11 protein-coding genes are annotated in these 13,972 nt (G+C 52.3%); 7 read left to right on the top strand and 4 right to left on the bottom strand.

The features are described 5' to 3' along the window. Positions 1–122: 122 nt before the first annotated feature. The 5 genes from KGP21_RS14260 (at position 123) to KGP21_RS14280 (ending at position 5,013) form a co-directional block, all read left to right on the top strand. Complete coding sequence (locus KGP21_RS14260; protein WP_021804464.1) at positions 123–1,178, top strand: sugar phosphate isomerase/epimerase; 1,056 nt, start codon at positions 123–125, stop codon at positions 1,176–1,178. A 15-nt stretch (positions 1,179–1,193) separates the two neighbouring features. Then, positions 1,194–2,093, top strand: coding sequence for an alpha/beta fold hydrolase (locus KGP21_RS14265; protein WP_094981744.1), 900 nt, complete (start codon positions 1,194–1,196; stop codon positions 2,091–2,093). Then, positions 2,080–2,997, top strand: a complete 918-nt coding sequence (locus tag KGP21_RS14270) for an alpha/beta hydrolase (protein ID WP_094981743.1) — start codon at positions 2,080–2,082, stop codon at positions 2,995–2,997. The genes KGP21_RS14265 and KGP21_RS14270 overlap by 14 nt, the downstream gene beginning before the upstream one ends. A 118-nt stretch (positions 2,998–3,115) precedes the next feature. Then, the gene (locus KGP21_RS14275) at positions 3,116–3,940 is read left to right on the top strand and encodes an AraC family transcriptional regulator (RefSeq protein ID WP_179251546.1); all 825 of its coding nucleotides are present in this window, start codon (positions 3,116–3,118) and stop codon (positions 3,938–3,940) included. A 107-nt stretch (positions 3,941–4,047) separates the two neighbouring features. Next, positions 4,048–5,013: a DMT family transporter gene (locus KGP21_RS14280; RefSeq protein WP_021804460.1), complete on the top strand. Its 966-nt coding sequence runs from the start codon at positions 4,048–4,050 to the stop codon at positions 5,011–5,013. Between the two features lie 70 nt (positions 5,014–5,083). Here the strand turns inward: KGP21_RS14280 and fusA are convergent, their stop codons facing one another. Further along, positions 5,084–7,189, bottom strand: coding sequence for an elongation factor G (gene fusA, locus KGP21_RS14285; protein ID WP_021804459.1), 2,106 nt, complete (start codon positions 7,187–7,189; stop codon positions 5,084–5,086). 465 nt (positions 7,190–7,654) lie between these two features. On the opposite strand from fusA, the gene KGP21_RS14290 reads away from it, so the two are divergent. Then, positions 7,655–8,200, top strand: coding sequence for an Ail/Lom family outer membrane beta-barrel protein (locus KGP21_RS14290; RefSeq protein ID WP_115158493.1), 546 nt, complete (start codon positions 7,655–7,657; stop codon positions 8,198–8,200). Between the two features lie 261 nt (positions 8,201–8,461). Beyond that, a complete protein-coding gene (locus tag KGP21_RS14295; RefSeq protein WP_021804457.1) occupies positions 8,462–9,937 on the top strand; it encodes an alpha/beta hydrolase in 1,476 nt (491 codons plus the stop codon). A 959-nt stretch (positions 9,938–10,896) separates the two neighbouring features. Here the strand turns inward: KGP21_RS14295 and KGP21_RS14300 are convergent. The 3 genes from KGP21_RS14300 to KGP21_RS14310 form a co-directional block, all read right to left on the bottom strand. Then, a complete protein-coding gene (locus tag KGP21_RS14300) occupies positions 10,897–12,624 on the bottom strand; it encodes an ABC-F family ATP-binding cassette domain-containing protein (RefSeq protein WP_223538468.1) in 1,728 nt (575 codons plus the stop codon). A 385-nt stretch (positions 12,625–13,009) separates the two neighbouring features. Beyond that, positions 13,010–13,240 carry a helix-turn-helix transcriptional regulator gene (locus tag KGP21_RS14305; RefSeq protein WP_021804454.1) on the bottom strand — a complete coding sequence of 77 codons (231 nt, stop codon included), beginning with the start codon at positions 13,238–13,240 and terminating at the stop codon, positions 13,010–13,012. Positions 13,241–13,252: 12 nt separating this feature from the next. Beyond that, positions 13,253–13,813 (bottom strand): DUF2975 domain-containing protein, encoded by a 561-nt coding sequence (locus KGP21_RS14310; RefSeq protein WP_223538469.1) that lies wholly within the window; start codon positions 13,811–13,813, stop codon positions 13,253–13,255. Positions 13,814–13,972: the final 159 nt, after the last annotated feature.

The raw sequence follows: 13,972 nt of genomic DNA on the forward strand, positions 1-13,972 counted from the left end.
GATTTATCCGCGGGCTACAGGATCGCTTAAATGGCGGATAACGCCAACGAATTTCAAAATCCTCTTGCCGATGATTGGATTTAAGTCTATTGTTTGTCAATCAGCAAACAATAGGAAAGACGATGAAAACAATAAAAGGCCCCAGCCTGCACCTAGCCCAATTTAGTGATGCTGCTCCCCCGTTCAACAGCCTGCCAGCGATTGCCGCCTGGGCAAAAGAGACCGGCTTTAAAGCTTTGCAGATCCCCGCGTGGGATAGCCGTTTGTTTGATGTGAAAACGGCGGCGGAAAGTCAAAGCTATTGCGATGACATCACCGGCATGCTGGCGCAGCACGGCCTGGTGATCAGCGAATTGACCACGCATATTTTTGGCCAACTGATGGCAGTGCATCCAGCTTATGATGCGCTATGCGATAGCTTTGTACCGGAGGGGCTGCGTGGCGATCCGCTAGGGCGAACGCTTTGGGCCAAACAAAACCTGCTGTTGGCGGCAAAAGCATCGGCCCGCTTAGGCCTGACTGAAATGGGCACCTTCTCCGGTTCGTTGGCTTGGCCCTACCTGTTTCCATTTCCGCAACGGCCAGCAGGGCTGATTGAAACGGCCTTCGATGAGCTGGCCAAACGGTGGTTACCCGTGCTCGACGCCTGTGATGAGCAGGGCATCAACCTGTGTTATGAGATCCACCCCAGCGAAGATCTGCATGATGGCATTACCTTTGAAATGTTCCATCAGCGCGTTGCGGCCCATCCACGCTGCCAAATGCTGTTCGATCCCAGCCATTTCGTGCTGCAACAGCTCAACTATCTGGAATTTATCGATATCTATAAAGATCACATCCATATGTTTCACGTTAAGGATGCAGAATTCAATCCAAGTGGTCGGCAGGGGATTTACGGCGGCTATCAATCCTGGGCGGATCGTGCAGGGCGATTCCGTTCATTAGGGGATGGGCAGGTGGACTTTAAAGGCATCTTCTCCAAACTGACGCAGTACGATTATGCCGGCTGGGCCACGCTCGAATGGGAATGCTGCCTGAAGCATCCACAAACCGGGGCCGAAGAAGGCGCCGCGTTTATCCGCAATCATATTATTCCGGTCACGAATAAAGTGTTCGATGACTTTGCCGGTGCGCCGGTCAACCAACAACAAATCAACGCCTTGCTGGGCATTCGCTAACCTCTGGAGCACCTTATGACTATGCTGACTCACGGGCCATTATCCAATGGGCTCGAGGCCGAACACGTCTATATTAAAATCAACGGCCACCGTATTCACTGCGCCATCGCCGGAAGTGGGCAACCGGTGCTGCTGATCCCTGGCTGGCCACAAACCTGGTACACCTGGCGTTACGTTATGCAGGCGTTAGCTAATGCGGGCTTTCAGGCTATTGCTGTAGATCCTCCTGGTATAGGAGACTCGGACAAACCTCTTGGAGCCTATGACACCGGCAGCGTTGCCGAAAAACTCCATCAGGTCATGATGCAGCTGGGGCATCAGCGCTATGCGGTGATCGGCCATGATATTGGCATGTGGTTGGGTTATGCGTTGGCCAGCGATTACCCTCAGGCGGTTAGCAGGCTGGTGCTGACCGAAGCGGTGATCCCCGGTTTGGCAGAAGCACCGCCGATCTTTGTTCCTGCCGAGGACAACATCTTCCTGTGGCATTTTATGTTTAACCAGTTAACCGACCTGCCCGAAGCCCTGACCACTGGCCGAGAGGCTGAGTATCTGGGGTACATTTTCAACCGCTGGTCTTACCGGCGCGATCGAGTCGCTGCAGATACCTACATCGCGGCTTACTCGGTGCCTGGTAGCTTGCGGGCCGGTTTTGATTATTATCGGGCCATTCCTGAGACCATTCGACAAAACCAACAGCGGGCTAAAACGCCTCTAACGATGCCGGTGATGACGATTGGCGCAGAACATGCAACACGCGATGCACCCTTCCTTACCTTGGAGGGCAAGGCTCGTCAACTCCAAGGGGAAGTGGTGCCTGGCTGTGGGCATTTCATTACCGAGGAGTGCCACGAGGAATTTATCGCCCTGATCCTGCCTTTTTTACAGAAGGGTAAAGTCCATGCCGCTGGATAAGCAGATCGCGCTATTTTTGCAGCAACAGGCCGATGCGCCCGCACCATCCTCACTGGAAGAGCTACGTGCGCAAACGGCAGTTGGGTTACAGCGCTTGCAGGGGGCCCCCCAGCCCGTCAAAAAAATAATGGCGTTCCACCTCCCGGTTGGCGGCGGGCAAACTATTAGCGTGCGCGGTTATATTCCCCTAAATGCGCCAGAGGATAGGCCGCTTCCGGCGATGGTGTTCGCTCACGGTGGCGGATGGTGTCTGGGCTCGCTTGACGTTTACGATGGACCTTGCCGCGCGCTGGCCAATGCCACTGGGCGAGTGATCCTGTCTGTCGACTATCGCCTGGCACCGGAATATCCTTTCCCGACGCCGTTGTATGACGTTTATCAGGCGCTATGTTGGGCCTCGGAACAAGCAGCGCAAATCGGCATTGACCCTCTGCAAATTGCGCTTGGCGGGGATAGTGCGGGGGGCAACCTGGCGGCTGCGGCAGCTCTGATGACCAGGGATCGTTCAGGGCCAGCCGTAGAACACCAATACCTGCTTTACCCTGCGTTGGATAGCGAGATGGCCATGCCCAGCTTTGCCGCATATGGTGAAGGTTTCTACCTGACGCGGGAGATCATGGGGTGGTGCTGGGCCAATTACCTAGGGCAGGATACCGACGCTCGCGAGCCTTACGCTTCTCCTTGGTATGCGTCAACGCTGGCGGGCTTACCACCAGCGACGATCCTGGTGTGTGAATACGATCCGCTGCGGGATGAAGGTGAGCGCTATGCACAGCGATTGCAGCAAGCCGGCGTTAAGGTGAATTGCCAGCGTTTACCTGGGATGGTGCACGCTTGTATGCATATGACCGGCTTAACCCCGGCTGCCCAGGTTTTATTTACTGTGCTGGAGAAATTGCCTTAGTTCTTGCTGACCGCCAGGGAAGGCGGGACAACGTGGTATTAAAATGATAAACCTAGTGTTGCCGAGTCATTATCAGCCCGGCGTATGCCAACCTTAAAACGTAACAGGAGCCAGGGAAGTGCAAGGTGTGCCAGAACAGTTTCCGTTTGAGAAAGATCGCGCCCAGTTCCGGCATTTGCCGCAGTTGCCGGGCGTGGAGCTTTATCAGGCCCATATTGATCGCTATGCGTTTGAGCCACACGCCCATGATGCGTTTGGCATCGGCACGGTGGAAGCCGGAGCGGAGCGCTTTCGCTACCGTGGGGCACAGCATTTAGCCGCTCCGGGTGCCTTGGTGCTGATGAATCCGGACGAGCTGCATACCGGTGAAGCGGAAACGGCAGGCGGTTGGAACTATCGGATGATCTATCTGGAGCCTGCGGCGCTGGAGCGGATTTCCGGTGAGAAGGGCTGTTGGTTCAACGACGTGATCCACCATGATGCAGTGGCGGCCAAGCGGCTTTCGCAAACGCTGGCGGCGTTATGGCAAACCCGGGACACGTTGGCGCTCGATAGTTTACTGCTGTCCGTCGTTGATATTTTGCGCCCTCATGCTCGTATTGCTCAGCCGCAGCAGAATGAAGCCGCTCACCGTATGGTGATAGTTAAGGAGTATCTGCGGGATAACTTTGCTTTACCTATTACGTTGAGCGATCTGGCGGCGCTGGTCTCGCTCAGCCCGTATCATTTCCAACGTAAATTCAAAGCGCAATTCCATGTCACCCCACATCAGATGCTGATGGCGATCCGGCTCGAAAAGGCCAAGCAGATGCTCGGGCGGGGAATGCCGGCGGCCCAGGTGGCCGTAGCTGTGGGGTTAAGCGATCAGGCACATCTTACCAAAGCGCTGGTTAATCGTTACGGTGTCACGCCTGCGCGCTATCAAAAGCAGGTGATGCGTTAACTTCTGCCGCGAAAACGGGCGTAAAACAGCAACCTGGTACAATATTCTGCCTCCACGTCCCTCTATCCTAACGCCACTTGAGAACTGCTTTTGATGATGGTGTCACTATGTTTGCCGGTGTGATGTTTGCTCTTATTGCCGGGTTGATGTGGGGCCTGATCTTTATTGGCCCGGTATTGGTGCCGGACTATCCAGCCGCGTTGCAGTCCACCGGGCGCTATCTGGCTTTTGGGCTTGTCGTGCTGCCGTTGGCCTGGCTGGATCGTCGCCGCCTGCGTCAGTTGCTGGCAAAAGATTGGCTAGAGGCGTTAAAACTGACCGCAATCGGCAATCTACTGTATTACTTGTGCCTGGCCAGTGCGATCCAACGTACCGGAGCGCCGGTATCAACCATGATTATCGGCACGCTACCGGTGGTGATATCGGTCGCCGCCAATCTGTTTTATGGCCATCACGACGGTCGTCTATCCTGGCGAAAATTGACTCCGGGCTTGCTGGTGATTGCCCTCGGGCTGGTGCTGGTCAACGTTGCGGAACTGCAGGGCAATAGCGAGCCTATTGATGTCTGGCGTTATACCAGCGGCTTGGGATTAGCACTGTTAGCGGTGGCGTGTTGGACCTGGTTCCCTCTGCGTAACGCGCGTTGGTTACGCGATAATCCGGATAAACGACCCACGACCTGGGCCACGGCGCAGGGGATTGTGACCTTACCTTTGGCGTTGGTGGGCTATTTGCTGGTTTGCGGACAATTGGCGCTGACACAGCCGCAGTTCGCGCTGCCGTTTGGCCCCCGGCCACAGGTGTTTATCCCGTTGATGATTGCTATTGGCGTCTTGTGTTCTTGGTTAGGTACGTTGTGTTGGAACGAAGCGAGCCAGCGTTTACCGACGGTGCTGCTTGGGCCGCTGATCGTGTTCGAGATCCTGGCAGGATTGGCCTATACCTTTATGCTGCGCCATAGCTGGCCACCACTGCTGACGCTATGCGGTATTGCCTGCCTGACGGTTGGGGTGATTTACGCCATGCGCATCAAGCTGGAGCCGATGGTGGTTGCGTTAGAGGAGACACGTTAAAGGCTTAGGGGCGCCGCATGCTGCGCTCGTCAAAATATGAGGCTACGGGTTTCCCCGTAGCCGTTATCATTTAACGTTTGCTGTGGTGGATAATCTCTTCGGCCACATTGCGTGGAGCTTCTGCGTAGTGGCTGAACTCCATGGTGTAGGTGGCACGGCCTTGCGACATGGAGCGCAGGGTGGTGGAATAACCGAACATCTCAGACAGCGGCACCTTGGCATGGATCTCTTTGCCTCCGCCACCGGGGATATCCTCCATCCCTTGCACCATTCCGCGTCGTGACGACAGATCGCCCATCACGTTACCCGCGTAATCCTCCGGCGTTTCCACTTCTACCGCCATGATCGGCTCGAGGATCACCGGGCTAGCCAGGCGACAGGCCTCCTTAAACCCAAAGATAGCCGCCATACGGAATGCCTGCTCGGAGGAGTCCACATCGTGGTAGGAACCAAAGGTCAGATGTACTTTGACATCGACCATCTGATAACCCGCCAGCACGCCATTATTCAGCGCCTCCAGAAGGCCTTTTTTTACCGCCGGAATATATTCACCGGGGATCACGCCGCCTTTGATCTCATCAAAGAACTCAAAGCCTTTACCGGGCTCATTGGGTTCCACCGTCAATACCACGTGGCCATATTGGCCTTTACCGCCGGACTGACGCACAAATTTGCCTTCTACGTCGGTCACTTTCTGGCGGATGGTTTCGCGGTAAGAGACCTGCGGTTTGCCGGTGTTGGTTTCAACGCCAAACTCGCGCCGCATCCGGTCGACTATGATCTCAAGGTGCAATTCACCCATGCCATAGATAATGGTCTGGCCGGAGTCTTCATCGGTGCGTACGCGAAGCGAAGGATCTTCCGAAGTCAGGCGTTGCAGTGCAATCCCCATTTTCTCCTGGTCGGCCTTGGTTTTTGGCTCGATGGCCTGCGCGATAACCGGCTCTGGAAACACCATGCGTTCCAACGTGATAATGGCATTGGGGTCGCATAGCGTATCGCCGGTGGTCACATCCTTCAGGCCCACACAGGCGGCAATATCCCCAGCGTGCAGCTCATCAACTTCTTTACGATCGTTGGCGTGCATTTGCACGATACGGCCAATACGCTCTTTTTTGCCTTTTACCGGGTTATAGACGCTATCGCCTTTGGCCACGATGCCGGAATAGACGCGCACGAAGGTCAACTGGCCAACGAACGGGTCGGTCATCAGCTTGAATGCCAGCGCCGAGAATTTTTCATTATCATCGGCCTTACGGGTGATAATGTTATCGCGTTCGTCATGGCCTTCCATCGGCGGTACATCCAGCGGAGAGGGCATAAGTTCGATCACCGCGTCCAGCATGCGCTGGATCCCCTTGTTGCGGAATGCCGAACCGCACAGCATTGGCTGGATCTCACCGGCAACGGTGCGGGCGCGCAACCCCTGAACGATTTCCTCATTGGTTAATTCGACCTGATTGAGGTATTTGTCCATCAGCGCTTCGGAGCCTTCCGCCGCAGCTTCAATCATCTTGTCGCGCCACTCTTGGGCCTGCTCGAGCATCTCTGCTGGGATCGCCTCGAAGCGGTAGGTCATACCCTGAGTCGCTTCATCCCAAAAGATGGCCTGCATGCGGATCAAATCCACGACGCCAGCAAAATGGTCTTCTGCACCGATGGGGATCACGACCGGCACCGGATTGGCCTTCAGGCGCTCGATCATCATATTGCGCACGCGGAAAAAGTCCGCGCCCGTGCGGTCCATTTTGTTGACGAAGGCCAACCGTGGCACCTTGTACTTATTAGCCTGACGCCACACGGTTTCAGATTGCGGTTGCACGCCGCCGACCGAGTCATACACCATCACGGCACCGTCCAGCACGCGCATCGAACGTTCCACCTCAATGGTGAAATCGACGTGCCCGGGGGTATCGATGATATTGATCCGGTGCTGAGGATAATTATGCTCCATGCCGTTCCAGAAGCAGGTAGTGGCGGCGGAAGTAATGGTGATCCCGCGCTCCTGTTCCTGCGCCATCCAGTCCATGGTAGCGGCGCCGTCGTGGACTTCGCCCAGCTTGTGACTGACCCCGGTGTAAAACAGAATCCGCTCGGTCGTCGTGGTTTTGCCGGCATCAATGTGCGCCGAGATGCCGATATTGCGGTAGCGTTCGATGGGGGTAGTGCGTGCCATAATCAACCTTTCTTAGCCTTGTGGCGTACGGCTTTAACTGTTTACGTAAAATGATATCCCTCAATGGGTTATCAGCCAGGCCATGATCAACCATGTTCTACGGCCTCAGAGTAATCGTAGCTGATGGTATTGACTTTATTAACCTATGACTGTGATAGGTCGTTTAAAAATCAAATACTACAGGTCACAAGGTTGTTCTGCGGATGGCACTTGCCAGGGTGTGAAAGGGGGCAAACTGAACGGTCACACAAGAAATTTCCAGCAAGCCATATAAATAACGTTCAGGATGCCTAAAAAACAATCTGACTTGCTTGTTGCTATCAATTTTTCTGTAGAGGAATTGATATTTATGTGAAGTAGATCGAGACATCCCACAAACTTCATGGTTAAATTCCGAATTCGCTCAAATAGCACATTATTTTATTGCAGAGCGAATTTTATTGACTCATGGATTAAGAGATTAACATGCAAAAAACATATTTATCAGTACTTCTGGCTGGCGCAATGGCGTTGTCTTTCGGCGTTCAGGCTGCAGGTGAAAGCACCATTTCTTTAGGTTACGCTCAGAGTCACGTGAAGGTTGATGGCAACAACCTGAATGAGAACCCAAAGGGTTTTAACCTAAAGTATCGCTATGAAATTGATAACAATTTAGGTTTTATCACTTCATTCACCTACACCACGCAGTCGTATGATTTCTATTATGGCAGTAACAAAGTGGGCGATGGTGATTTAAAATATTACTCACTGACTGCAGGCCCAGCTTATCGCTTTAATGACTATATCAGCGCCTACGGCTTAATCGGTTTTGGCCACGGCAAGGCGACATCCAATATCTCTATGCGGGGTTACTCTTCTAACACCGACGAAAGCAAGACCAGCGTTGCTTACGGTGCTGGCTTACAGTTTAACGTCACCCCTAATATTGCTCTTGATGCTCATTACGAGTATTCAAAACTGGGTGATTTTAAAGTCGGTACCTGGACCGTTGGTGCTGGCTATCGTTTCTGATAGAAATGCCCTAAAGGGTTTTGAGGGGGCAGTGCTACGCCATTACTGTCGGTAAAAATGGTCTGGCCTTCTCGAAACCTCGGAGCCGCCGCTACCCGCGTCGGTTCCGGTTTTATCCTCCTTCAAATGCGTTCTTTTTCAATGACCCTTTCTTGCCGCTTGGTATAAGGTTCCCTCGATACTCCTTCCATGATCTGTTGGCAGGCGGTTTAATGTATCGACGTTAAAATCCAGAATAACCGTTTGCTGAAAGGACTCGTCATGTCTGCGTTTCGTGTTCTGTTTTTGCTGGCCGTGGTGCTCCAACTGCCAGCCTATGCCAAGCCTTTGGTCAAACCAACCGGCACTGCACCAGGTACCATTCAATGGCAACCCTGCAACAGCATCGCCTTTCAGCACTGGTTCAGCGATGGCCCGCCTCCGGCCGGGTTACAATGTGGCTATGTCGACGCGCCACTGAGTGACCAGAATGCAGCACAAACCGTTCGGCTGGCTCTCACGAGGTTACCTGCGGTAGGCCCAAGAAAAGGCAGTGTGGTGATCATCGCGGATGGACCTGGCTCGCCAGGGCTCAATCCAAAAATTGCCGAGCAGGGTCCCGCCTGGCGGTTGCAAAAATCTTACGACATCATTGGCTATGATCCGCGCGGCGTGGGGAAATCGACACCCAAAATTTCTTGCCAACCAACAGCCAGTGAGGAAACACCGTCACCCGATGAAAACGATATTCCTGGTGCAGAGCAACAGGCACGGGATAGGGTGGCGGCCTGCATCAAGCAGACTGGAGCCGACGTGGTGCAACATATGGGCACCCACGAAGCTGTTAACGATCTTGATACCGTTCGCCGGGCGTTGGGTGAACCCGCGTTGACCGCCGTGGCGTATTCTTACGGTACCAAGGTCGCGGAGTTGTATGCCGAGCGCTTCCCCAAGAAAACCCGCGCGTTGGTGCTCGATGGCGTAGTGAACCTGAAAGAAGATGACTTTAACCAACGCATCAATCAGGAGCGGGGTTATCAGCAAAGCTTCCTGCGTTTTGCCGACGACTGTGAGAAAAATGGCTCATGTCCTTTAACCAGCGAACCTAACTGGGCGATCCAGCGGTACCACAGGATGCTGCGCAAATTGCACGATGCTCCTTTCGTTACTTCGTCGGGTTATGAAATCTCTGCCGATGACGTGATCACACTGACGCGTAACCTGTTGCCCTGGCGGGAACGTTGGCCAGAACTGGCCACCGCCTTGCGTAAAATTGATGAGGGCAAAGCCGATGATGCAGTGACCGATCTTATCGACGAAAGCTATACCCCAGACGCTGATGATGCGCGAATGGTGATCACCTGTGCAGATATGGCGAAGCCTGATGCCGACCAGCAACTATTACGCCGGCAGCGCCAACAAATCAATACAGCAGCCTCGTTTCCCAATTACTTACCGCTGCATGAGTATCCACTCGAGACCTGTGATTTCTGGCCATATCCTGGCCATCTGGAACCGCATGCTCCAGTACTTTCTACCGCTCTCCCGCCGTTGTTGTTCGTTACCCAGCGCTATGACCCGGTTACGCCATATCGTAATGCCCGAGAAATGGCTTCGAGTTTTAAAAGCCCGCTGATTACCCGCGAAGGGGATGGCCATACGCTGGCGTTGACGGGCGTAGACAGCTGTGTGGATGATGCAGTAATAGATTATCTGTTGAGTCCAAAAAAGCCACGACGGGATAAAACCTGCCGTTGAGCGTGGGCTCTTTGGGTAATGATATGTGCCTCCACGAGGCTGACAGAAACACGACTCAGTAGCGTTCTAAAACTACATTCTGGGAGGGAAATACTAAGTTATGTCAGTAGGGGCAGGACTGCGATTTTTACTAAGGTTATTCTGCCCCCTGATGAAGTAAAGGATCAGGCTGAATGTCTGGTAGGGATACAGATTTTCCCGTTAATGATGTGCGCATCCCGGCGGATCCACTCATTAACTTTGTAGACACTGGTTCTGTGCAATTGTGCGAATGTCTTAATATCGCCGTCATGCTTTCTATATATAAACTCTCTGACACTGGTCAATGTACAGTTCTCCATGAAGTGTGGCTTCCTAGGTGAAGGGTATCTGGATATCTATTATTAGGTTGGTACTGTTATAGGATAGAGCGTAACATAAAGTTTTAAATACGTGAATGAAACTTTGCTGTTATATACGATATTTTATCGATCTGTTTTTTTAATTAGACACGCTTAGGTGATGAATAAATACATGCTCAGGATGACATAATAAATAAAATAAAAATTTATTTAAAATCAATTGGTTGGTGTTTTCCATTGTGATCGAGCATCGCGATCTTAGAGGGCTGAATACTGAAATCGATTAATAATTTACATGGGTTTGTCGATAAAAAATATTTTTCCAACCTGCTTTATTGCAATAAATAATGCACAACAACAAAAGCAAGAATAATCCTAATATATTAAGTGGGATTATTCTTGGATAACAGTGAGCTTTCTGAGTTTATTCCTAGTTAAAAGCAGGTGGAGGGGAGGCCTTACGATTTATCTGAATTTTTCCATCAAGATGTCGTTGATGATCAACCCCATCGTGATTTGTTAACACTCCATGAGTCTGGATAAAAGACTCATGGATGGCGCGACCAGCAGATGACCGAACTCAATTTGGTTCATACGCTAGTCGCGCGCATAGTTGGGTTAAATCAACCCAAGTTTGCCATTAATCTCCGCGATCTCGCGCCGCCATTGCTGCTGCAACTGCGGCTTTTGATGTTTGGGTTTACGCGTTAAATCCTCCTCAAGTTTGTGTTCCAGAGTAACCAGAGTCGCCAGCAGGTGATCTTCATTGGTCGATATCGCAGGTTCAGCGACCAGCTCGTGTTCAGGGGATATCACCAGCTCAGCATTACCGACACCACCCAGGGTGGTATAGATGGATGAAAGATCGTGCCATTCTCTCAGTTGGCGATCGTCTATCAGCCAGTAGCGATTACAGCTTTGCTCCATCAGCGTCCGATCGTGGGTGACCAGCAGCACGGCTCCCGCAAACTGTTGCAACGTTGCGGCCAGCTCTTCTTTACCTTCCATATCCAGATGGTTGGTCGGTTCGTCGAGCAGCAACAGTGAGTAGTTGGCCAGAGTAAGCGCAACAAACAGTAACCGCGAACGCTCGCCACCGCTCAGCGTAGACACTTTCTGTTGATGGCGCAGGTAAGGGAAACCGGCACCGATCAGCGCCATCTTCCGTTGATCTTCGGTCAGGGACGCGAAGTGGCACAGAGCATCGCTTAACGAGTCCTCATCGTTAAGCTGTTGCAGACTCTGGTCGTAATAACCTATACGCACGCGAGGGTGAAAAATCGACCCTTGGCAGCTTGCTTGCTGGTATTGCTGCCAAAGGAAGTGCAGCAATGAAGACTTACCACAGCCATTACGGCCTACTAACGCGATGCGGTCGCCACTTTTTACCTGGAGATGATCCAGACTGAACAGCACCGGCGCGGTGGGAGCAGGGCGAATGGCTAATTGCTCCAACGCCAGCAGTCGATCGGCAGGCAGTGCTTCACCACTGAGCCGGAGCCGCCACTGGTTGCCTGCGCTCAAGGTGGTTTGCTGGTCTTTTAATCGAACCACCTGTTTTTCCATCTGCTTGGCTTTACGCGAGAGATCTTCGTTGTCATACACCTGGCCCCAGACAGCCAGGCGCTTGGCACTTTTCTCTACGCGATCAATTTCCTTTTGTTCAGCCTGATGGCGGTGCTCATCAGCCAAGTCCTGTTCTTGGAGGGCGATGCGCGCCTGCGAACAAGGCAAACGGAAATACTGCAGCGTTTTGTCACGCAGGATCCAAGTACAGTTGGTTACGCTGTCCAGTAACCGGCCGTCGTGGGAAACCAGCACGAAGCTACCGTTCCAGCCATTGAGGAATTGCTCCAGCCACAGCAGCGTCGGCAGATCCAGATGGTTGCTGGGTTCATCCAGTAGCAGCAAATCAGGTTGGCGGATCAGCGCCCGGGCTAATAACAAGCGGGTATGCTGGCCACCGCTCAGGGTGCCGGCCCTCAGATCCCATGCTGCTCGGTCGAATCCCAGTTCAGCGAGTAACACTTCTCCTTGCCAACGTTCAGGCTGGTGTTGCCCATCAGCCAGGCCTGTGAGCACTGCCTCCAACAGAGTGCAGTGATACAAGGCTTCGGGCAGGTGTTGTTCAACCCGAGCCATCAGGCAATGGTGTGATGGGGTGACAGTACCCGCGCTGGCAGGCAGATCGCCACTGAGAATTTTAAGCAGGGTGCTTTTGCCACAGCCGTTATGGCCAATTAAACCGATGCGGTCGCCCTTTTTCAGGCTAAAGGAAACCTCAGCCAGCAGCGGGCCGAAAGCGGTATCAATACCAACAGATTGTGCAGAAAGTAAAGTCGTCATGGTGCTTACTCAAGGTTACAGGCATGCAGATGCCTATCGTCAAAAAATTGCCGACGATAACCCGGTAAGCCGGAGGGAAGAACTTTGATGTGAGTAAACTTCGCTCAAGCTTAGGTTATCGGAGCACGATACCGGTAATGCTTGAGCAGCGACGATCACCAAGGTGATGTGAAAGTATAAACAATTCACAAGACAGCATTGGGGACCTCCTTTTCATAATTATAGGTTGATAGGTGAATGGATTATAAAGGGGATTGGTGGTTTCTGCTACTGGCCTACCTGTTAGTTTGAGACGACTAACAGATCTCCACCGGCTCAGTAGGTAGGGGCGCTGCATGCTGCGCCCACTCGGTGAAACAATGGGTTGGGTTACGTTTTGGGCCGATCACTCATCTTCTGCGTAGATTTCTGGGTCCTGAATATGTTCCAGCACGTCCCCAGGCTGGCAATCAAGATAGCGGCAGATAGCATCCAGCGTAGCAAAACGTATCCCTTTCACCTTGCCTTGCTTTAACAGCGAGAGGTTTTGTTCGGTGATGCCGGCTGCGGCGGCCAGGTCTTTGGATTTGACTTTGCGTGTGGCTAACAACACGTCTAGCCGGACGATGATCGACATAATGGGTTAACCTCATACGAACTGTTGATTTTCATAATGCAACTTGCTGGCCTGTTTCAGGATTTGTGCAATGACGGCAATACAGGCCGCGAGAAACAGGGCAACAATATTCCCTGTATCGATCCCTAATGTCACCATCCGTTGGCCAACAGGCTCATGCATGGTTATCCAATAGCTGAGAACGGGCTGGCACAATAACTCCAAAATCGTCCAAAGGGCGACATATTGACCCATTTTCCCCAAATGGTGCGCCGCTGTACCTGAAAAATAGGCACGTTGAGCATAGGTTTGGAACAGCTTGCGTAAATGATACAACCCGAGTGCCAGTGCCAGCAGCGGCACGCTCGAAAAGATAATGCCACCGGCAATTTGCCACCAGGGGAAGAGGTATAAATCAACACCCAAGGCGCTGATTAAATCGTTTGAGATGGAAACATGAAATCCGTAGCCATCATTAGCAGCGAGGCTTGGGAATAACCAATAGGAAGCATTAAACAGCACCATGGCGAGTAACAAGCACAATGTGATGGTGGCCATACGTTGGCTGAAGCGGGTAAGGCGATCTAATGTCATAAAAACCTCAAGTCGTTGAATGGAAATCGCAGTGACTTTAATTCATTGGTTATCGTAAAACAATAATAAATTATCGAAATACGATCATGTAATGATTTTTATGTTCATAAAACGACCGTCTGGCGGTTTCTTTTTGAGCTGTGAACGGTTATGGAGAGG

This window comes from Serratia sp. JSRIV004 (assembly GCF_019968705.1).
GTDB classification, from domain to species: domain Bacteria; phylum Pseudomonadota; class Gammaproteobacteria; order Enterobacterales; family Enterobacteriaceae; genus Chania; species Chania fonticola_B.